24 protein-coding genes, 2 pseudogenes and 2 riboswitches are annotated in these 21,791 nt (G+C 34.8%); of the genes and pseudogenes, 5 read left to right on the forward strand and 21 right to left on the reverse strand.

The genetic code is table 11. The annotated features are described in order from the left end of the window. Positions 1–7: 7 nt before the first annotated feature. Complete coding sequence (locus tag QRY57_RS15370) at positions 8–691, reverse strand: copper homeostasis protein CutC (protein WP_090690236.1); 684 nt, start codon at positions 689–691, stop codon at positions 8–10. A 274-nt stretch (positions 692–965) separates the two neighbouring features. Between QRY57_RS15370 and QRY57_RS15375 the strand changes: the two genes are divergently transcribed. Next, complete coding sequence (locus QRY57_RS15375; protein ID WP_286015463.1) at positions 966–2,114, forward strand: SH3 domain-containing protein; 1,149 nt, start codon at positions 966–968, stop codon at positions 2,112–2,114. A 6-nt stretch (positions 2,115–2,120) separates the two neighbouring features. Continuing rightward, positions 2,121–2,465, forward strand: coding sequence for a hypothetical protein (locus tag QRY57_RS15380; protein WP_243765358.1), 345 nt, complete (start codon positions 2,121–2,123; stop codon positions 2,463–2,465). 87 nt (positions 2,466–2,552) lie between these two features. Here the strand turns inward: QRY57_RS15380 and QRY57_RS15385 are convergent, their stop codons facing one another. From QRY57_RS15385 to QRY57_RS15440, 12 genes and pseudogenes are all read right to left on the reverse strand, one after another. Then, entirely contained in the window at positions 2,553–2,774 is a 222-nt protein-coding gene (locus tag QRY57_RS15385; protein WP_026592448.1) for a YdbC family protein, read from the reverse strand. 165 nt (positions 2,775–2,939) lie between these two features. Next, positions 2,940–3,602, reverse strand: coding sequence for a methionine ABC transporter permease (locus tag QRY57_RS15390; protein ID WP_026592447.1), 663 nt, complete (start codon positions 3,600–3,602; stop codon positions 2,940–2,942). Next, positions 3,592–4,353 carry a methionine ABC transporter ATP-binding protein gene (locus QRY57_RS15395; RefSeq protein WP_176527673.1) on the reverse strand — a complete coding sequence of 254 codons (762 nt, stop codon included), beginning with the start codon at positions 4,351–4,353 and terminating at the stop codon, positions 3,592–3,594. The genes QRY57_RS15390 and QRY57_RS15395 overlap by 11 nt, the downstream gene beginning before the upstream one ends. 6 nt (positions 4,354–4,359) lie before the next feature. Further along, positions 4,360–5,520, reverse strand: a complete 1,161-nt coding sequence (locus QRY57_RS15400; RefSeq protein ID WP_098302467.1) for an acyl-CoA dehydrogenase family protein — start codon at positions 5,518–5,520, stop codon at positions 4,360–4,362. Positions 5,521–5,533: 13 nt separating this feature from the next. After that, entirely contained in the window at positions 5,534–6,352 is an 819-nt protein-coding gene (locus QRY57_RS15405; protein ID WP_286015464.1) for a MetQ/NlpA family ABC transporter substrate-binding protein, read from the reverse strand. A gap of 61 nt (positions 6,353–6,413) precedes the next feature. Continuing rightward, positions 6,414–6,503: riboswitch (SAM riboswitch) on the reverse strand. Between the two features lie 148 nt (positions 6,504–6,651). Further along, positions 6,652–7,281 carry a YdcF family protein gene (locus tag QRY57_RS15410; RefSeq protein ID WP_026592444.1) on the reverse strand — a complete coding sequence of 210 codons (630 nt, stop codon included), beginning with the start codon at positions 7,279–7,281 and terminating at the stop codon, positions 6,652–6,654. 334 nt (positions 7,282–7,615) lie between these two features. Continuing rightward, positions 7,616–8,113 (reverse strand): GNAT family N-acetyltransferase, encoded by a 498-nt coding sequence (locus QRY57_RS15415; protein ID WP_286015465.1) that lies wholly within the window; start codon positions 8,111–8,113, stop codon positions 7,616–7,618. A 9-nt stretch (positions 8,114–8,122) separates the two neighbouring features. Next, entirely contained in the window at positions 8,123–8,701 is a 579-nt protein-coding gene (locus QRY57_RS15420) for a GNAT family N-acetyltransferase (RefSeq protein ID WP_026592442.1), read from the reverse strand. A gap of 150 nt (positions 8,702–8,851) precedes the next feature. Beyond that, positions 8,852–9,059 (reverse strand): annotated as a pseudogene (locus QRY57_RS15425) (YjiH family protein); the annotation flags it as partial. 3 nt (positions 9,060–9,062) lie between these two features. Further along, a complete protein-coding gene (locus QRY57_RS15430; RefSeq protein WP_286015466.1) occupies positions 9,063–9,578 on the reverse strand; it encodes a GNAT family N-acetyltransferase in 516 nt (171 codons plus the stop codon). A gap of 162 nt (positions 9,579–9,740) precedes the next feature. Further along, positions 9,741–10,943: a M20 family metallopeptidase gene (locus QRY57_RS15435; RefSeq protein ID WP_286017873.1), complete on the reverse strand. Its 1,203-nt coding sequence runs from the start codon at positions 10,941–10,943 to the stop codon at positions 9,741–9,743. Between the two features lie 92 nt (positions 10,944–11,035). After that, positions 11,036–11,140, reverse strand: a riboswitch (SAM riboswitch). A gap of 86 nt (positions 11,141–11,226) precedes the next feature. Beyond that, positions 11,227–13,536 (reverse strand): AAA domain-containing protein, encoded by a 2,310-nt coding sequence (locus QRY57_RS15440; protein WP_286015467.1) that lies wholly within the window; start codon positions 13,534–13,536, stop codon positions 11,227–11,229. Positions 13,537–13,649: 113 nt separating this feature from the next. On the opposite strand from QRY57_RS15440, the gene QRY57_RS15445 reads away from it, so the two are divergent. Both QRY57_RS15445 and QRY57_RS15450 read left to right on the forward strand, forming a co-directional pair. Then, positions 13,650–14,045 (forward strand): VOC family protein, encoded by a 396-nt coding sequence (locus tag QRY57_RS15445; protein ID WP_286015468.1) that lies wholly within the window; start codon positions 13,650–13,652, stop codon positions 14,043–14,045. A 15-nt stretch (positions 14,046–14,060) separates the two neighbouring features. Beyond that, positions 14,061–14,810 carry an alpha/beta hydrolase family protein gene (locus QRY57_RS15450; protein ID WP_286015469.1) on the forward strand — a complete coding sequence of 250 codons (750 nt, stop codon included), beginning with the start codon at positions 14,061–14,063 and terminating at the stop codon, positions 14,808–14,810. 69 nt (positions 14,811–14,879) lie between these two features. On the opposite strand, the gene cuyA is transcribed toward QRY57_RS15450, so the two are convergent. From cuyA to QRY57_RS15480, 6 genes are all read right to left on the reverse strand, one after another. Beyond that, positions 14,880–15,875: a D-cysteate sulfo-lyase gene (cuyA, locus tag QRY57_RS15455; RefSeq protein ID WP_286017874.1), complete on the reverse strand. Its 996-nt coding sequence runs from the start codon at positions 15,873–15,875 to the stop codon at positions 14,880–14,882. 279 nt (positions 15,876–16,154) lie between these two features. After that, positions 16,155–16,502 carry a DUF4260 domain-containing protein gene (locus tag QRY57_RS15460; protein ID WP_090690273.1) on the reverse strand — a complete coding sequence of 116 codons (348 nt, stop codon included), beginning with the start codon at positions 16,500–16,502 and terminating at the stop codon, positions 16,155–16,157. Between the two features lie 130 nt (positions 16,503–16,632). Continuing rightward, on the reverse strand, positions 16,633–17,304 hold the full coding sequence (locus QRY57_RS15465) for an ABC transporter ATP-binding protein (RefSeq protein ID WP_286015470.1): 672 nt from the start codon (positions 17,302–17,304) through the stop codon (positions 16,633–16,635). Beyond that, positions 17,304–18,368 carry an ABC transporter permease gene (locus tag QRY57_RS15470; protein ID WP_286015471.1) on the reverse strand — a complete coding sequence of 355 codons (1,065 nt, stop codon included), beginning with the start codon at positions 18,366–18,368 and terminating at the stop codon, positions 17,304–17,306. Before QRY57_RS15470 ends, QRY57_RS15465 begins: the two co-directional genes overlap by 1 nt. Positions 18,369–18,620: 252 nt before the next feature. After that, positions 18,621–18,884 carry a hypothetical protein gene (locus tag QRY57_RS15475; protein WP_286015472.1) on the reverse strand — a complete coding sequence of 88 codons (264 nt, stop codon included), beginning with the start codon at positions 18,882–18,884 and terminating at the stop codon, positions 18,621–18,623. Between the two features lie 59 nt (positions 18,885–18,943). Then, positions 18,944–19,576 (reverse strand): type 1 glutamine amidotransferase family protein, encoded by a 633-nt coding sequence (locus QRY57_RS15480; protein WP_286015473.1) that lies wholly within the window; start codon positions 19,574–19,576, stop codon positions 18,944–18,946. 395 nt (positions 19,577–19,971) lie between these two features. On the opposite strand from QRY57_RS15480, the gene QRY57_RS15485 reads away from it, so the two are divergent. Next, entirely contained in the window at positions 19,972–20,175 is a 204-nt protein-coding gene (locus QRY57_RS15485; RefSeq protein WP_286015474.1) for a hypothetical protein, read from the forward strand. Between the two features lie 104 nt (positions 20,176–20,279). On the opposite strand, the gene QRY57_RS15490 is transcribed toward QRY57_RS15485, so the two are convergent. Together QRY57_RS15490 and QRY57_RS15495 are read right to left on the reverse strand one after the other, a co-directional pair. Continuing rightward, complete coding sequence (locus tag QRY57_RS15490) at positions 20,280–20,939, reverse strand: protein kinase family protein (RefSeq protein WP_286017875.1); 660 nt, start codon at positions 20,937–20,939, stop codon at positions 20,280–20,282. Positions 20,940–21,038: 99 nt separating this feature from the next. Continuing rightward, a pseudogene (locus QRY57_RS15495) lies at positions 21,039–21,658 on the reverse strand (recombinase family protein). Positions 21,659–21,791: the final 133 nt, after the last annotated feature.

Below are 21,791 nucleotides of genomic sequence, written 5' to 3' on the forward strand. Positions count from 1 at the left end.
TCTAGCATTATAATGATTTTGTCAATCCCACTAGATCTTGTACAGATTTTTGATTTATTTCAGCAAAACAAGATTTACCTTCTCGGACTGCAGTACCAATATGCGCTTCTGAAATTCCTGTTTCATTCAATACTCGTTGTATATTTTCCTTTGTCACACCACTTCCAGCAATGAGCTGTACATCACCTTGACTTACTCTTTGCATTTCATGGAGTACAGGAATATTTTCCACTATGCCTCCTTGTCCACCAGAAGTTAAAATATGAGTGATCTTTTCAAAATTACGCAATGTTTGAACTGCACCAACAAGATCAGCCATTTCATCTATTGCACGATGAAATGTGACATTCATTCCATCTACAACAGATAATAAATCAGCTAATTTTTCTTCATCAATTTGATTTTGTTCATTCAATACACCTAATACAACACCGGCTGCACCAAGTTCTTGCGCGACTCGAATATCTTCTTTCATCATTTCGATTTCTTCTGCTGTATATATAAATGACTTAGCATGAGGACGAATCATAACATGAATAGGTATGTTTACAGCTTTCACCGCTTTTTTTATAAAAGCATAACTTGGTGTTAATCCACCTTCTGTGTATGCTGAAATGAGTTCAATTCGATTTCCACCAGCTTTTTCAATTTGCTTCACATCTTCTAAACAAGTTGCAATAACCTCTAGCATGAAACTTACCTCTTTTCGTACTTTTTCCACATTATTATACCGTAGTATAAATCCGAAACATAGGTTTCTCATATAAAACTTGAAAAAAGCAAAGAAAATGAAAGATTTTTCAAACTCCTGTAAAGTTTAGAAAAACAAGTTCATTACCCTAAAGTTGCGTACTTGAGAAACAACTGAATTCTCTTTCTTTATTTCCATAATTACTATATTTCTGTTATTCTTTTAATATATTTCTAAATTTTGTCACAAACAATACAAGGAGGCTCATTATACGATGAATATGAAAGCTACAACATTGACAGCAACAACTATTGTAATCGCTTCTCTTTTACCATCCACTACTGAAGCAGATACGCAAACAACAGCTGTACAACCAAAGAGCAACGCAGGAATCGGATACGTAAAACTTGATAACGTTCAACTCTATCAAGAAAGCACAACAAATAGTGATTCCCTTGGAAGTATTTCATATAACACACCTGTGATTATTCTCGAAACTACACGTAACTGGTATAAAGTAAACTCCCAAAACAAAATTGGCTACATCCAAAAGTCCAATTTATCTTTGAAAAAGCTACATCCACAACAAACCCAACACATCGTAACTGCAGACGCCTTAAATATTCGTTCAAAACCAAGTATACAATCATCCATTATTGACGTATTACCAAACGGAGCATTTATCTCTGTCCAAGAAACACATCACGACTGGTATCTCATCTCTCACAACGGACAAAAAGGATACGTAAAAAAAGAATTTGTATCCAATCGTTCACACTCATTCGTTAATGGGATTACAATACAAAACAATGCTTACTACGTTGCAACTCCTAACTTAAAAGTACGCAGCGGTGCAGGGACAAACACTGCTGTTATTGGCTCTTTACAAAACGGAACGCAACTTCAAGTCGTTGATACTGTAGGTACATGGTATAAAATTCGTTTTGGCTCTGGATATGGGTATGTTGCAAAACATTATGTATTACAAAATAAACCACAAGAGAAATCTACATCACCTTCCATACCTGCTGTTTTTAAATTTCCAACACAAGGACAAGTTAGCTCACCATTTGAAGTGAGATGGGGACAAATGCATTATGGTGTTGACTTTGTGGCAACTGGAGATATTTCTATCCATGCTGCAGCTGCTGGGAAAGTTATCAAATCCTACTATTCTAGTAGCTATGGTAATGTTGTATTTGTCACTCATTACATAAAAGGAAAATTATATACGACTGTTTATGCACATATGAAAAACAGATTTGTACAAGCCGGAGATCGCGTTCAAGTTGGTCAAGAGTTAGGGCAGATGGGGAGCACTGGACATTCAACAGGACAACATCTTCACTTTGAATTACATAATGGGGAATGGAATTTCGAGAAAACAAATGCCGTTGATCCACTTCCTTACTTAGTACGGTAACATCTTATGCTACGTAATATTCCGTTACTTATTGAGTATCTAGCTTTCTTCGGTCTAATCTGTTGTTTTGTTATTTATGATACAAATATATATTTTTTAAGCATACTCATCTTATTTGTATGCTGTGAAATATTGCGAGAATTATATAAAATACGATTAAAAAAACACATTTCTCATCTATTTACATCACTCATTATTATCGTTTGTTTAATCACTAATTTTATGATTGATGGTCTATTTCTATCGAGTATGTTCCCTGTATTTTTTATAAGCGTTCTTCTTATTGTATCTCAATATATCTACGTGCCTGAACATCACAAAAAAGAAGATAGAGAAGAAAAGATTGTATAGTCTCTTCTGACATATACGTCCATACAAAAAAACCACTCTTGAAATAACAATTCAAAAGTGGTTTTTTCTGCACAAAACACTTTGTTTTTATAACTCCATACGGTTTAAAATATCTTTTAATGTTTTTAACTCTTCGATTGTCAATGTGATACCTTTTCCCATTTTATCATGTTCCGGTGCCCAATCACGCAAATCATACTTTGGCTCTTTGCCGTTCCAGCTAATTAGATTGAGTTCTTTGTTCCAGCCTTTAGGTGACTGTGATATAACTCCAAAAGTTTCTTTAATATCAAATTTGATTTCTGCCACTGTTTTTCCCCCTTTCACATATATATTCCCTTATCTTCTCTCCTACATTCTCTCATATGTTATATCGATAGTGCTAATTTTCCGCACGTCGATCATTGAACACCTTTCACTGTTCATCCCCTACAATAAAAAGAACTTTGGTGTATACCAAAGTTCTTTTTATCATTATCTTTTATCAAGTTTCGCCGCAATTCTATTTCCAATAAATTGTACAGATTGAACGAGAATCACAAGCATAAGTACCGTAACAACCATAACATCTGTTTGGAAACGATAATAACCGAAACGAATCGCTAAGTCACCGACACCACCACCGCCGACAACACCTGCCATAGCTGAGTAGGAAATAAAGCTTACTGTTAAAACTGTTAAGCTTAATACAAGACCTGAACGCGCCTCAACAAGCAGTACTTTCCAAACAATTTGCAGTGGCGACGCTCCCATTGCCTCAGCAGCTTCAATTACCCCTTTTGGAACTTCGCGCAGCGCTTGCTCTACAAGTCTTGCAAAATAAGGAATGGCTGCTACTGATAAAGGAATCGTTGCAGCGATTGGACCAATTGTAGTTCCTAATAAGGTTCTTGTAAATGGTACAAGAGCTACTAACAAAATGATAAATGGAAATGAGCGAATAATATTTACGATGCCGTTTAATGTACGATGGACAATATTTTGTTCCAAAATTTGTCCTTTGCTAGTAAAATATAAAATTACACCTAAAGGAATTCCTAAAATAATTGCCGCTCCAACTGAAAGTCCAACCATTAAAAATGTTTGCAAAAGCGATGTCCAAATTTCTGGAAGCAGTGGAATAACATTATTGAACATGTGCAATGCCCCTCTCTCCTTCAACACCTAATAGAAGTTTTGCGATTTCTGTTGTTGGTTTTAGATGTTGGTCACGTAAATGGAAGGATTCAACAACTTCTCCTTCTTCCATCACTGCTACTTTATTACAAATTTGTTTAATGACATTCATTTCATGCGTTACAATTACGATTGTAACCCCTAGCTCTTTATTTATCTTTTGTAGAAATTGCAAAATAGATCGTGTCGTTTTCGGATCGAGTGCCGATGTCGGCTCGTCACAAAGTAATACTTTGGGATCATTTGCTAATGCACGTGCAATCGCAACACGTTGTTTTTGCCCACCGCTTAGTTGTGAAGGAAAATGATATGCTTTATCGCTTAAGCCAACAATTTCTAAGCATTCTCGCACTCGTTTTTCTTTTTCTTCTTTTGAAACTGACTTCAATTCTAACGGCAAAGCAATATTATCCGATACATTTTTATTATGAAGAAGATGAAAGTGTTGAAAAATCATACCAATCGACTGTCTTGCCGTTCGTAAATCTTTCTTCGATAACTTTGTTAAATCTTCTCCATTTACAATCACCACACCTGAATCCGGCTTTTCTAGTAAATTCATTGTACGTAATAACGTAGACTTTCCTGCACCGCTCAATCCAGCAATTCCGAATATATCATGTTCTTCAATTTGTAATGAGACTGATTTTACACCATGAAATAAACCTTCTTTCGTCTGGAACGTTTTATTGATATCGCGTAACGTTATCATTTTCATTCACTCCTTTTCATTTGATTTAAAAACATCGTCTGCTATTAGCGAGAGTGTTACATCATCCATTGGCGGATTGTGTAAACCAGCTCGAACATTTAAATAATAACGGTGTAGTGGATTTTTTTCAGATAAGCTTTTCGCTCCAACAATTCGCATTGCTTTATCTACAACCGATATGGCTACATTCGTCGCAATATATTTTGCAGCTGCTAATTCGGCTTGCAAAGATTGTTTATCTTCTGCCTCATCATATTTTTTTGCAACTTGATATAAAAACGTGCGTGCCTGCATAAGTTCTAGCTCTAATTCACCTACTAATCTTCTAATATTCGGCAGTAAACTGATTGGATGATTTAAACTATTCGGTTGATATGACTTGGCAAAATCAATCGCATAATTTCTTGCAGCCTGCGCAATCCCTAAATAACATGCTGGTATATGCAGTAACCATCCAATTCCTTTTGGTTTCACCTGTGCACCTTTTACATCTGTAAAAAATTTATTTTGGATTTCAACATTCTGTAATACAAGATCATGGCTAGCCGTTCCACGCATCGCAACACTATCCCATGTCTCCTCTATATAGACACCTTTTTCGTGCCTTGGAATCACAAATTCTCCTATCTCTTCTCGTCCTTCAATACTTGCTGAGATGATGAAATAATCAAGTACAGGTGCCATCGTTGTAAAAGTCTTTCTGCCGTTTATAACCCATTTATCACCTTTTTTCACAGCTAATGTTTCTGGTTTCCCGCCCCTTGTTGGACTCCCTGTCTTCGGTTCTGTTGCTGCTCGGTTAAAAAGAGCACCTTTTTTTACTTCTTCACAAAACCAAGAAAACATATCAGGTTGCCATGAGCGATTTTCCGCAAGTTCTTTCACAATTCCAAGGTGCCAACCAATTGATAAAGCGGTTGCTCCATCTCCCTCTGCAATTTTTTCTTGAAATAAAACAAAATCATACAATGAAATGGCCTTTCCACCGACATCTTTTGGTAATGTTAGCTTCGTATAACCAATATTTTGTAAATCTTTAATATTTTCAAAAGGAAAAGATCCGAGTTCACTCAGTTGATGTTCCCTTTCTGCAAATCGCGGAATGAATTCTTTTATTTTCTCCAATACGAGAACTTGTTCTTCTGTTTCTATAAATGATAATGTCATATCAAGATCTCCTTTACTTTAAGTAGTCAGGGAGCACAAACCCCTCAAATTGTTCTTCAGATTGAATCATCTTTTTAAACTCTGGTGAATGATATGCTTCAATTAAATCTTTCACAAATGGTTTTTCTTTATCTTCATCGCGAACAGTAACAATAATTCTATGTTGTGATGGTGTTTTTTCTAATTCCAGCGCTTCTTTTAACTTATGTCCAGATGAAATAACAAGGTTTCCGTTAATAATACCGTAATCTAAATCTTTCATAGCTCTTGGAATTTGTGGTGATTCAAGCGGTACCAATTTGAAATCTTTCTTTTTAAACGTTATATCTTTTTCAGAGATTGTTAAAATATTTACATTGTCTTTTAATTTCACCCAGCCAATCTCTTCTAAAATACGTAATGCACGTTCTAAATTAACTGGATCATTTGGTACCCCAATCTTCATTCCATCCTTCAAATCATCTAATGACTTATGTTTTTCAGAGTATACACCTTGAGGTGCTGATGGAACCTGAATAACGCTCGAAATTTTTGCATTATTTTCTTTTGCGTACGATTCCATAAAAGCAGTACTTTGAAATATATTTGCATCAATATCCTTATTTGTTAGGGCTGGATTTGTTTCGTTTGGTGAATTAAACTCAACAATTTTAATTTTATAGCCCTTTTTCTCTAAATATGGTTGAACTGCCTTTTTCACTTGATCACTGTATGGTCCTGGGGTAAACCCTAAACGAATTTCTTTTTGGTCACCTGCAGATGATTTTGCGCAACCAGAAATTACAAATAAACTGCATACGATACTTACTAGTGTAAAAAATAAACGCTTCATCTTTTCTCTCCTCCTACTAAAAAAACAACCTTACATATAAGAAGGTTGTCATTTCTTTTCCTTCTTATCTACTCGGAATTAGCACCTTTTTATCACATGATAGGTTGCTGAAGTTTCATTGGGCCGTTCCCTCCACTTCTCTCGATAAGATTATATTTGATTATGCATTTTATTGTGTCACTATTCCGATAAAAATACAAGGTTTTTATCGGAATTTTTTCTATAATTTGTAAAGTTATAGAAAAAAAGACAGACTCAGCAGAACTATTCTACCTTTGTCTATCCTTTTTCTTACTTTCTTAATCACCTTTCAAAGTACGTATAGGTAACGATGCAACATACCCAATATAAGAGCACAATTCTTTAAAAAAGAACGGAATTTCTGTATCTAATGTTTTATATGCTGATGTGGGAGTCGGCGATGCGTATGCATCCATCCCAATATGCTTCGCTATTCTCATCGCTCGCTTCATATGAAGAGGATCGCTTACGATTGTATAAGTATGTAAGCCATTGTCAATTCCAACTTGCTTAGCATTCTTCAAATTATCTTCTGTAAAACGCGACTGTGTTTCAATTAATATATCTTCATCCTTTACGTCATGCTTTAATGCATACGCTTTCGCAGTCCGTGCTTCTTCCAGCTCTGATTCAAATTTAGTACCACCTGTAAAAATAATTTTCTTAATACTTCCATTTTTATACAAGGAGATTGCATGATTGATTCGTTCGCGGAATACAGGAGACGGTTTTCCATTCCAAGAAGCCGCTCCTAGTACAACAGCAGCATCTGTAGGTACCTCATCTGTTTTAAAGCGATTACTCCAAATATCGTAAGCTGCATAACTAATAAATAGAATTATAGAACTAATCATAAGCAAGAACACTTGCAGAACTCGTCTTTTCTTACTTTTCTTATTTTGTTTCATTTGTACTAGCCTCCGCGCATCATCCATACTTCTATTAATTTAAAATGACCTTTTTCGAATCATTACATTTGAGTTTATTTAAAAGAAGGAACTTTTCTAAACAATCAATTCGTATTATAAAGGATTTTCATTCAAATAGAGGATTTTTAATTTACTATTATTTGTGGTTCATACTATATGAGCTTGATTTATGTACAAATTTCCTCATACAACTCCATTGTAACGAATTTTTTCACGGAAGGGAATGATGAAACAAAAGTATATAAAAGAAGTAATCATTTTGTAAGAAAAAAAGGTATATTTTCCTCTCTTAAGAGCATATACCTCTTCCGTTTCACTTTACAATCCAATATTTCATATGTTGTTCCTCAAGTACACATGTAAAGCCTATCTTTTCTAACACTCTACTCGAAGCGACATTACTCGTTAAACAATCTGCCTTAATCGTTTGCACTTCTTCATTCTGCTCCAGCCACTTAACAAAGGCCTTTGCCATTTCAGTTGCATAGCCTTTCCCTTGATATTCTGGTACAATGCTATATCCAATCTCTACTGTACCAGTTGAATCAGGAGCACCTTTACAACCCATATCACCAATAATAACATTATCTTCCTTATGAATAATAAGTCCGCTCCATTTACTTTGTTTCGGGCTTTTTCGTAAACTTTCAGCAATCCACGGCAAAATATCTTTATAATCTGGCATTGGCCATTCTAAAGATATTTTATACGATATGATTTCCTGTAGCTCTTCTCTCCCTTTTATCATTGCCTCGACAAGTTCTAATGTAAAGGGGATCATCTTTAGTCTCTTTGTTTCTAAATTTGTCATATTTGCCTCCTATTTATACATGTCCATTTTGTGTAGTAATCGATCTTTCACGATTGGCCACTCACTTGCAATAATGCTATATACTACCGCATCTCTTACATAACCGCTTGGTAACCTTCTCTCATTTCGTAATATCCCTTCTTTTACTGCGCCTAGTCGTTCAATCGCTCGTTGTGCTTTTTCATTTCGCAAGTCTGTTTTTATTTGCACACGCAGCATGTGTAATTCTTCAAACGCATATTGCAATAACATGTACTTACATTCCGTATTCACACTTGTTCGTTGTACACTCGGATGATACCATGTTTGGCCAAGTTCAACCGTTTTGTTATCATTTGAAATACTATACAAACGTGTACTGCCTACAACTTCATTCGTTTTTTGATCTATAACAACAAATGGTAAATCCGTTCCCTTCTCATATCGTTTTACTGCCGTTTCAACATATCGCTCCATATCTTGATAACTTTCCATTTTAGCTATTAAATACGTCCAAACTTCTTTATTCCCTTCCACAATTGCAAATAATTTTTCTACATCATTTGCATCCATTAATCGCAACATCGCTCTTTTGTTTACTATTTCCATAAATACATCCCCTTTTCTATGTATCTAGCTATATTATAGTTTGCAACATAACACATATCAAAATATTCAAAATTTCATTTTCTATCGATTAAAATCTAATAATACGGAAAAAGGACTTACTTTAAGAACATAAGTGTGTCTTTTCATCTCTTACAGTAAAACATATGCAATTGGCCCACTAATCACTAATGTTAAAATCGTTCTTTCAATATACAAAATTAATAAGTTCTGAAACTTTTCATGGTATATCCATAGATAAAATACATGGGATAGACGTCGAAAAAAGCAAAACAAATGATACGGATACAACCGCAATCACAATCTTAGTTACAAGCGGCGCACTAACGACAAGTAATGAAAACTATTTTTTTATCCTTTTTCGATATTTATTATGACCATCTGCCACGCCAAAATACTCAAAGCCATTGTTTTTATAGAATTTGTTTAGTTTAGTATTATTTGCAACACAATCTAACTTTAAGAACTTTTTGTCAGTGTGCATATTATCTTGAATCCACATCAAAATCCTTTCACCTATTCTCCTTTTCATATACTTAGGGATAATCGCCAGTCTATGTAAATATAGTGAATCAAAAAAAACATCTTCACCAAAAATATGGCGATCCCACTCACTTTGCGTGGAAGAAACTGTAAAAGTACCTATCATTTCATTTTCTTTTAAAACGATGTAAGTGTTGTTGTTCGTTACAGCTTGTGCTATCTCTTCGTCATCTCTACCTTCTAAGAGGTACTGCCACTGATTGATTTCTTTATCTTTTAACCATTGAGCGATTTCTTTTAGCATATTAATAATAAGAGTACTTTCATTATTATGTGCAGTTCTAATTTGATAGCCTTCAAGAGTATTCTGATTCACTTTTCCTCCTCCTTTTTAATACTTCAGCTATTTATCTTGCTATTTGTGGGTAGTAAGCTCTCTTTTTATTACCTTTTATAACCCAAAAAGGCTTAGAGATTTCTCCAAACCTTTTTTATCCAAATAAAATTTTAGAAAACCACTTCTTGAGTACTTATCACATTATTGATTTCGCTGCGCTTTTTTAAACTCCTCCTTAATTTGATTAAGCGTTCCTTCTTCTGTAATTAATCGGTATGCTGCATACGCTAATGCTTTTGCGGATGTAACTAAGGCTTTATCGCCAAGTTCCGAACAAGCTGCTTCTCTAAATTCATTCGTATGCGCAATTAAATGGTCTGGACCAATTTTGATATAAGGATGAATCGTTGGTACAACTTGACTCACATTTCCCGCATCTGTTGAACCGATTCCAAGTCTCTCTTTACGATTTACTTCTTCACCAAGGTTTTCTAATTCCTCAGCAATCACTTCATTAAATGTTTTTGTCACTAATAATTCATCAATTTCATTCTGAAACCGATTGATTTTTACTGTTGTTCCTGTCGCCAGTGCTGCACCCTGCGCAATGTTTCGTACTTTTTCTGTTACTTCCGCACATCTCTTACGTGTTGCTGCGCGAATAAAGAAACGGGCTGATGCGTAATCTGGAATAATATTCGGCGCCTTTCCACCTTCAGTAATGACACCATGAATTTTCACATCTGACGGTAGCTGTTGACGTAGTGCATTAATCCCATTGTAAAGTTGAATAACCGCATCTAATGCATTAATTCCTTCTTCTGGTGACGCTGCTGCATGTGCTGATTTTCCATAGAAATAAAAATCAAGTGGATCAACTGCGAGTGACGGACTTGTTGTTGCTGTTTTTCCGCTAGGGTGAATCATAAGTGCCGCATCCATCTTGTTAAACAATCCTGCTTTCACATAACTTGCTTTTGCACTTCCATTTGGACCACCTTCTTCTGCTGGTGTTCCAAATACAACGATTTCACCGCCGATTTCTTCAATTGTTTCCGATAATGCAATCGCTGCTGCAACGCTAATTGTACCAATTAAATTATGACCACACGCATGGCCTAATCCAGGCAAAGCATCATACTCTGCTAAAAAAGCAATTGTAGGTCCTTGTTTTCCTGAGCTTTTCCGTGCGATAAAACCTGTTTCATGTCCTGCTATATTATGCTGCAATTGAAATCCTGCACTCCCTAAAAGTAAACTTAATGTTCTGGATGCAAAGAATTCTTGATTACCGATTTCAGGATTCGCATGTATATCATGACTTGTTTTTATGTATTTTTCTTTATTTCCTTCTATACTTTCCGTAATAATATTTCGGTGTGACGTTACTTGTTTTGTTGTCATTTTCCCCATTCCTCCTTTAAATTTACACATAAAAAAGCCTCTTTCTAAAAAATAGAAAGAGGCTTGAAAATACAAATTCAAAATAGCCTTCTTTCTTATCTTTCAAGTCTTTCACTTGCTGGAATTGGCACAGTATTCATATTGAATCCGCTGCCGAGGTTTCATAGGGCCAGTCCCTCCACCTCTCGTGATAAGAAAATTGTTTTTATTTTCATAAAATTATATTAAATTATTTTCATTCTAGTGTTATTCCGAGTAAATGTCAAGGAATTCCGATCTGATTTTAACGAATATCTAAAAACCCTTTTAAAACGCCAATCGTTTCAGGTGCATGTAATCTTGCACATATATAAGGGAATTCTGGACTTCCTTCAAACGTCATGTGAGATGTTAAAGGCGCTCCTGCCCAAAAGATTTCATCATCAATTAATAAAAATGGGAGTGACTTATTTTGTCTTTGTATTCTCACGTTTTTTAATGGAATTGGTCCATCACTATATATCGTGACCTGCGCTGCTGTACGCATTAATGCCTGCCATACTCTTTTGTCTACCTGTCTTGTACTTGGAAGCGAAATAATAATTTTTTGTTTTGCCGATAGAATATCTTTTAATAATCCTTTCGGTTCTTCCAAATTCATTTGCATAAACCATCTCAAACGTTTTGTAATTTTTCGTTCTAGCAATGGGCGCGAAGTAGTACGATCATATACATTTCCGTGTCTTTCTATGTGAGAAGTTAAGTGAGATAACGCTTGTTTTCGAGAAAGGTTTTTCCGCATATACTTACAGTCCGATAACTGAATAAACTTCCCTCTTGCTCTCGTTATCGCAACGTTTACTAAACGATGATTTTTATGATCAAAAAATAATACGCCGGGTCTCTCCTGCGGATAACTATCTACTGTATCAAATATCATCATATCTCGTTCAGACCCTTGAAATTTATGAACTGTTGCCGCTAATATAGGCGTATTTCGATACTTTGTTTTTTGCAAAATCTCCCTTATACATGTTGATAAGAAACGGGACTGCGCGCGATATGGCGTGACAACTCCAATCGATTGAACACCATCTAATAATCCAATTAAAATCAGCTGCATCGCAACGAAACCGGACATAATATTAAAACGTGAACCAGAGGCTGCATCTTTTAAAGAATAAGCGCCCATCAAACTTGTATCAAACAAAGCAATTGCTTCATTAGCAAATGGCTGTAATTTCGCTAATTCTTGTCTTGCCGAAACAGAAGGATGATCGAACACTCTATTCTTATAAATAAATGAGTTTGTAAACTTAGATATATCCGCATGCATTCGTCTTTGTTCCTCTAGCATAAATAAATTTGGATGCGTTTCATAACTATTTACAGATTGGACAATACCAGCATGATAAAACATATCTTCCCCTAGCCACTTTCTAACGAGCTCATGATTTGCCATCGCAATTGGTGGCAACTGTAAAAAATCACCGCAAACGACAATTCTTTTTCCAAGAGAAGCTGCTAAAGCAATTTGTGGTACATAAGCCATACTTACTTCGTCCACGACAATTAAGTCAAATGTTCGTTCGTAAATAAGAGAATCAATTGCACACTTAGATAGCGTTGCACCAATTACTTTTGCATTTTCAATATATTCTCTTTCTACTTCTTTAATTTTCGCTCTTTGTTTTCTAAGATCTCCTTCAATTTCTTGCATCCGCTTCTTATCAGAAGCAGTTGCTTTATACGATAAGATTTTTTGGCGAAGATCTTGGCGCATTTCCTCTAAATAAAGCTTTTCTTCTCCCCATGATCCATTCGTTGTTTCGACTAATCTAGAAGCAAGCAACGTTTCATGATTACGTATATGTTCATGTTGACTAAATCCATACCGGACGATTTCTCCTGGTGTCCATTTTTCTTTCTTCTCTATTTGCTTTGTGACTTCACTCATTAATACATCCACTGCTGCATTACTATGAGCTAGTACAAGTACTGATTTTCCTTTTTGATAATGCGCCGAAATAATGCGTGATAAGTTATAAGACTTTCCTGTTCCAGGTGGTCCCCACACATATGTCGCCCTATTATAAAAAGAACGATATGCAAGTTCATTCTTCGGATTTTTCATCTTTTCTATATGCCTTGGCGTGCTCTTTCCATCCAAAAGGCGTTTTACCCGCTGACGCTTTTGTTTATCTTTTCGTATATCTTTCAACCGCTCTTGCAGTTGTTCTAACAACTGCCATGGTTCACTGTATAAACTAGCTTCTCTTATTTCACCTTGTATATAATCATTCAATTTCAGCTCGATTTCTAATCCATGTACTGATAATACTTCTCCTGTTGTTTCCTCACCATCAAATTCAATTCGAATGGGTGTACCCTCTGGTAAGCTTACTTCTGAGATAAGCTGAAATACATAAACTGTACTTTCATAATCTGTATATAAAAAACGACCATTTATAATCGATAGCTTACTACCGCCTATCGTTTTCCAATGTTTAATTTCATATGCTAATGCTTGATGCCACTCTTTCATCGTTTCCGTTAATGAAGGAGTTTGTAAAGTTGTGTTCATTGCGTTGTCTCCTTCCTTCTTTCCAAACATACTTTCTCACTATATCATGAAACATCATAAAATTTGTAAGGTTTTTATCTTGCTTATTTTCTTAATTTTCAATATTATGATACATATTAAAATTATGGAAAGAAGGAATCGATATGCCGGTACAAAGAATCGAACATGTTGGAATCATGGTTGCAAACTTAGAAACATCGATCTCATTTTATGAAGAAGTAGTTGGGTTAAAACTTATCAAACGTATGGGACATCCAGATCCAAACTTAAAACTCGCTTTTTTAGGTGTAGATGGCGCCCAAGAAACTATTGTTGAATTCATTGAAGGTTATAATTCTTCTCTTCCAACAGAAGGTAAAATACATCATATTTGCTTCAAAGTAGATTCATTAGAAGATGAAATGGAAAGGCTGAAAAAATTAGGGATCACTTTTTTATTAAGTGAAGAAATTGAAACGCTACCAGATGGAACACGTTATTTTTTCTTCTCTGGTCCTGATGGAGAGTGGATCGAGTTTTTTGAGACAGAGCGTTCATAGAAAGGAACATATACAATGAATCAAGTAGAAATCCAACTAGGGCATATCAATTGTCTATTGTTACAACCCACGCAACAAGATAAAAAAATAACAATTGTTTTCTATCATGGATGGGGTTCTAGCATTTATAATCAAACATTTTTAGGTACTATTTTAGCAAACTTAGGATATACCGTAATTGTGCCAGAGATTATCTATCATGATTCACGTGAACCCTTGATAGATTATTTTTCTAAATCGATAATGGAACAATATTTCTGGAAAACCATTTTACATACCATTAAACATGATATAAATGATTTATTTACTAGTATCTATGAGAGTGAATACTGCTTAGGACATAAAATTGTAGTCCTCGGAAGTTCAATGGGTGGATTTATATCTTCCGGAGCTTTTATGGAGGACTCAAAAATTGATGCGCTTATTAATATAAACGGTTCAGGAGCTTGGATAACTTCTGAAGAGATTTTTCAAAAGTACGGTTCAAATGCCTCCAATGAAATTCATATGATTAGAAAAATGGATCCTATTCAGTTTATTGAACGCATTCATAATAGACCTATGCTGTTATTACATGGGGCAAGCGATGCTGTTATTTCACCTCTTGGACAACAAACATTTTATGAAAAAGTGCAATCACATTATCAAAACACACCCTCTAACATTACATTTATGCTATACCAAAATATCAATCATTCAATAAGTATTTCAATGATTGAAAAAGTTGTAAATTGGTTAGATGAGCAATTTGTTCTTTATAGCTAATTAAGACAGACTAGCAAAGCTTACATAAAAAATCAGCACCACTTATTTTGGTGCCGATTTTCTTACATATTAGGAAAATAGCGATGTATTCGCATATAACGCCGGTGAACCGCCCGAATGTACAAATAAAATATTATCTTCCTTCTTAAATGTACCTTTTCGGATTAGGTCGATAAGTCCAGCTACCGCTTTACCTGTATATACTGGATCCAATAAAATCCCTTCTGTTTTTGCTAAAAGCTGAACAGCTTCTACCATCTCAGGTGTGGGTAAAGCGTATCCTGGCCCAACGTACTCATCGAAACATGTCACTGCCTCACGCGGAATAAAATTTGGAATCCCAACGTGTGCTGAAGTTTCTTGCACCAGCTTAAATACTTTTTCTTCTTGTTCAGCTTTTCCGCGACTAACATTAATTCCAATTACCGGTACCCCTGTTTGATTTCCATAAAATCCAGTAATCAAACCCGAATGCATGCCCCCGCTACCACTTACACAAACAACTGCATTGAAATCAATTCCCTGTTCAAATGATTGGGTCATAATTTCCTGTGCACAAGCAATGTATCCCATCGCACCGGTAGGGTTAGACCCTCCAACTGGAATGATGTAAGGGGTATGTCCTTTTTCCGTTACCTCTTTCGCTACTTTTTGCATCTCATCCATAAGATCCGTCCCGTTCGGCACAACAATTACGTTCTCAGCACCTAGTAAGTGGTATAAAAAGTAGTTACCATTGAAATCCGGTTTAGAATCTTCTTCAAGTCCCTCTTCTAACACAAGGGTACACTTCATTTTCTCTTTTACCGCAGCTGCTAATGTTAAACGACAATGATTAGATTGAATACCTCCGCATGTAATTAACGTATCCGCACCTTTCGCTTGTGCAGCCGCTACAAGGAACTCTAATTTTCTCGTTTTATTTCCGCCAGCTGTTAAACCAAGTAAATCATCTCGTTTAAAATAAATAGAAGGCCCACCAAGCACTTCAGAAAAATGATCTAATTTTTCAATTGGCGTATATGATTCTGTGTATTTCCTTCTAGGGAATTTTGCTAAATTCATGCTCATTCATTCTCCTTCTGTATCCCCATTCAAGCTTTATACATATAATTAACGTAGCCTAACATGCTTTGCTTACTGCAATATAACCCTTACACTTTCAATTAAAGAAACTATATGTAGTAAAAACAACTTCAATGTTTTTTCGAAATAGATTATTTTCAGGAAACATTTTTCAGTATACTTGATTCATCGCAGTAAAGCGACTTTAACGATTTAAAAACATGATTTCTCCTAACATTTCAGTCATTTTTTTAAAGTTCATACATCCCCTACTTCCTTTTATAACTTTTGGATATGAGTATCTTTAAAATCCGTTTGATATTTAAGACCATATCCGAACAGACGATCCATCCCGATATGAGCTGTCCAAATTAAACCAATCATAAGGAGAACATCTAATTTTAGAAATACCCCTATCAAAATAAGTAATATGGATATTATGTAAGTATGAAATAGGTTATAAATCTGCGCACCAATACGATTATTGATAAGATATGCTAGCATTGAAACATCAGGCGCTAAAAGCAGTAAGAAAAATATAAACCAACTAAAATCACATAATGAATACATATATATGCTTGCGACTAAAACAATAAGCCCTTCCATATGTATGATTTTCTTCTCCACAGTTCACCCTCCCCCTTACAACTAACAGAATAATGATACTATTGTAACATTTAAATCTGAAACTAAACGCAACGAATTATCATACACAAAAAAAGCACAGGAATCCCTCCTGCGCTTTTTCTTACCATACCTATACTAACTTTCCATCACGTAATGTTAAAACACGATCACATACATCGAGTATTCTCTCATCATGCGTAATCATAACCGCTGCTTTTTGACTTTCTTTCACTTCCCGCTTCATCATTTCGACAACTTCACGTCCACGTTTTGAATCGAGGCTTGCAGTTGGTTCATCAGCTAAGATTAAATCCGGATTATTCATAAAAGCACGAGCAATCGCAACCCTTTGTTTTTCTCCACCAGATAATTGATTTGGGTAATGTTTTTTTCTTTGAGATAGCCCAAATGCAGCTAGCAAATGATCCACACGCTTTTCAGAATCTTTCCGGTCTTCTTTCTTCAATTTTGCAATATAGAGTAATTGTTCTTTTACATTTAAATATGGAACAAGATTTGCGAATTGAAAAATGAACCCGATCTTTCTTAAACGAATATCTGTCATTTCCTTTTCTGATAAACGGGTAATATTTTGTTCACGAATGTAAATATTCCCCTTTGATGGTGATAATAACGCACCGGCGATCGATAATAAAGTACTTTTCCCTGATCCAGAGGGACCAACAATACCGATAAATTCTCCAGCTTTTACATCAAGTGAAATCGGATGAAGGGCGGTTACTTCTGTATTTCCCTCACCATATACTTTACTTACTTCTTCTAATTTTAATAATGAAGTCATTACATACCACCTCCAATTGCTTCTAATGCATCAACCTTTAATACTTGATATAAGGAAATAAGCGTTCCAAGAATACTAATTACAATAAAGATTCCCGCATATTGACCAATCATTGCCGTCGTTAATAAGAACGGCATACTTTCTGGCAAAATCTTTTGCAATCCTTCTACCAATACAATACTTATCCCCATTGCCACAACAGATAAGAATAACGCTTGCATAACTAAACTATTTGCTAAATACGAATTTTTTGTTCCGATTGCTTTTAATACACCTAATTGCTGCGTTTTTTGTAGTGTAATGACATAGAAGAACACACCGATTAATAAAGCTGCGATCACAAGCAAGAATGCAATAATCATTGTTAATGTTCCTTGCTCTTCTTTATACCCTGGAATACTTTGAAGAACTTCTTTTTTCTCAATTACATGTGCATTTTTCACTTCTTTATCCGTACGAAGTGCAATTGCACTATAATCCTTTTGGTTTGGCTGAGCAATTTGTCCCCATACATCTTGATTCACATACACAACAGGTGTGTGACTAAACATCTGATCTTTCGTAAAGCCAACGATTTTGAATTCTTTTTTAGAAACCGGATCGATAATTGTATCACCAATATCTACACCTTTTTCTTTAATTGATTCGTCAGCAACCATTTCATCTTGTGCTGTTCCTAATGCATTCCCTTGCACAATCTTTGGTTCCAAGAACGTGTCACGTTCGCTTGCAAAAATCGCAATATCAACCTTTTTTGAACTATCCTTTTTTTCATACGTAGAAATTTTCACATGAAATGGTACAGCATCGTTTGCATCTACTTGCCCTACTACATCATCCACATCTTCTTTTTTAATTTGTGAACGGAGCAATTTATTTTCCGCATCATCTGCTAATACAAATTTTGTTGCATCCATATTTTGAATCGATGATGCATTATCATAGGATAAACCATTTGCTAATCCAGAAATCACAAGGACTAAGAATGATAATAAAATCATAATAAGCCCAATTAATCCGTATCTTAATTTTGATTGTTTTAATTCACGTAGAGCTAAAAACATTTCACTCGCTCCTTCCTCTTTCTTTCCATGTACTCATCTTAAAAAAGAAATATGAACGGAATATGAACAAAAGATTACAGAAAAATGTGCCAAATAAACAAGAGATTTACCTCTTCTGTAACATTTCAATTGCATTTTAAAGAGTAATACAAAAAAGAGAAACAGCTCTATAACAATTGTCCATGAACAATTTAATAAAAAGAAGGACCCTTTGTTTTATTACAAGTACGAAATAAAATATAATGTGTAACATTATATAGAGGAAAAAAAAGGACAGACAATACAGAGCAAGTCTGTATTGTCTGTCCTTCTTGTACTATAAATGGCCTCAGTTACTACTACAACATAGCTAATTGAAAAAGGGAATGCTTGATCCACAATTTCAAATCCCATATGTTCAAAAAAACGTTCATCGCTTAAGTTACCAATTCTATTTCTAGCAACTGCAGGAGTGCTTTGTGAGTTTTTTACTTCCATAAATATTTTTAGGTTATATACAAAAACATGCTTTGACATCGTCTAAAGCATGTTAATTATTTAAACGAATATAAAACTGCTCAGTTGATTTTTTCAACTCATCTATTTATTGAATTCATTAACTGGAAAAAGTATTCAGGTTTATGAGTCTTATTTAGGTTATACCATGCATGTAATGTATCTGGTGCAAATACATCTAATTTTTTCAGTACTTCCATTGTAAATTCCAGAGGAGCTACTCCTGATGCAGTAACCAAATTCTCACCAGATACCGCGGGTCTCATCTCATAAAATTTTTCTCCTTTATAATTAGGACAGACCATTTTAATATACTCTAAGTCATTGCTTGTGTGCTTTCTAGAATCTAAGTATCCCATATTCGCGAGGGCCTCAGTTGCACCACAAATTGCAGCAACAATAGTGCCAAACTTTAAAGCTTCGCCAATTTTTTTCAAGATAGGTTGATGAATATCTTCTCTCCAAGTATTCCCTCCAGGTAAAATTAAAAGATCTTTACTCCTAAGAGTACATTCATCAAGGGAAATATCTGGTTTTATGCTCAGTCCTCCCATCGTAGTAATAATTTCTTTATTTGCTCCTACTGAAACTACTTTTAAAGGTGCTACATCTTTTTTGAAATATCTTCCTGAATTTAGTTCAGCAATTAAATATCCATATTCCCAATCTGACATTGTATTAAATACATAAAGATAAACATTTTTTGTTTGCATCTATTAACACTCCAATCACAATTGATATAGCCTATTATAATAAAATCCTCCTGACAGCGAGCGTCAGAAAAAAGGTCTTAACGTTATAAATCCGTATTTCCCTGCCCCCACCCCATGCCCATCAACTTAAAATTTTGAAGTGCCCCATCGCCATCAAACTAAGAAAAGTAAACACCCCAAAAACGAAAAAAAAAGAGCTAACTTTTCCAAATAACTAACTACAGAGCAAGAAAATTTTCATTTTGGAGGTACCACAAAATCTTAGCTTGATGGGCATGTACGGTACCCCTTAAACAACATTTAAAATAGATGTTTTAAAAAACAACCCATTATCTTCCTTAAAATATTTGATACTATAAAATAAAGAGCATTCAATTTATGTAGGAGGGTTTAAAATGGGAATTAAAATGTCTAGTGCTTATCATCCCTTTTTAAATAGAATTGTCGGAATTGATGAAATTCAAGAAAATGAAGCCTTACAAACAGATTTATACTGCATTGATGAAAATTGTCGTAAACAGCTTAATTTTGTGGATGAGTTCGAACGTAAATATACTGACAAAAGCGTGAAAAAGAAAATGAAAATGATTACTTCATGAAGTTATAAAATTAGGACCGTACATATTAGACATATCTAAAATGTACAGTCCTTTTGTTTACTAGTGGTTCACTTATCTAACCTAAAGATAAGTATGTGGTCCTTTTACAATTTGAATTTCTTTTTAAGCTTCTTATATTTTCTATATGAACGTCTAACAATGTTTAACATGAAATACGGTATTTTAACAGGGAAAGGCAATTTATAAATGAAAGGCAAGTAAAATGTAAAATATGCCTTTTCTAGGTCTCTCCACTTACTATCTTCTTTCGTTTTTAAGAAATCAGATACATCGACTACATATCCCCTTCCGTTTTCCATCATCACATTTTTCCCGTGAACATCACAAGGAGTTAATCCTTGTTCCCTTGCATACTCTAAAGCTTCATTGATATCAAGGATTACCTGCTTAGGAATTTTAATCCCCTTATGAATAGCATCGTATAAGGTAATTTCTTTTAAACGTTTCAATACTATGAAATTTTCTCCTTTATATATAAGCTTCGAATAAGAAGGATGATTTCCGATTCTTCGGTATACTTCTGACTCTTTTTCAATTCCTTCTCCTTCTCGCGCGTAAACTTTCACTACCCAATCTTTGTATTCTTTGTGCATAAATACTGCAGCATAATTACCTGTCCCTAAACACTTCCAAAGTCTAGGAATACCTTTAACTACTACAGGCTCGAATTCATCCTCACTTCTTATGCTTACCTCTTTTAATAATTCATCCTCTATCAATCCCACAAAACTATTTATACTCATCATTTCCACTCCGGTTTTGCTAAAAGGGGTCCCACCCACATTTTAACGAATGTTGGTGCTACCTCAATTACTATCTTAACAAATTAAAATTTTGTCTCTCTATTCTTTCATTCTATCCTCATACTGTTTAGCAAGCTTATAAAAATAAGAACGTTTGATGCCATACTTTTTCATGGCTCCTACTGCTGTAATTGAACCAGATTTCCATTCCTTGTAAGCATCCGTAAATTCTTCTGTTATTTCGACAGGCGGACGTCCTAAACGTCTACCTTGTTTTCTGGCAAGAGCAATTCCTTCAACTTGACGTTGTTTAATATCAATGCGCTCTTTTTCTGCAAAGGCAGATAATATTGTCAGTGTTGCTTTTTGAATTGCGCTCTGAATAACATCATTTGCACTTTCTCCAGTGTAATTGACGTTAATGTATGGTTCCTTTATAAATTGTAAATTTACTTTATTTTTTTCGTAATATCTAAATTCTTCTAATGTATCATTCATATTTCTTCCAAGTCTTGTCAAGGAATCAAACACAATGGTATCTTCTGTACGAACAAGACGTTTTAGCATTTGATAATTCTCTCATTCCATATTTTTCCAGATTCTTCATCTATGAAAATATCCCGTTCTTCTATCCCTAAATTCTTCATATTCTGAATTTGCCGTTCTTCGTTTTGATCTTTACTCGAAACTCGCACATATCCAAATTTTTTATGTTTCATATGCTACACCTCATTGATAATTATAACAATTATGTCTATAAAGGTGTATAGAATAAACAGATGTCTGTAAAATGAGAAACGGATATTTATAGCAAGATTTCGTAAGGTATTTTGGGATAAAAAACTTTGAATT

This window comes from Bacillus arachidis, from assembly GCF_030285945.1.
GTDB lineage: Bacteria > Bacillota > Bacilli > Bacillales > Bacillaceae_G > Bacillus_A > Bacillus_A arachidis.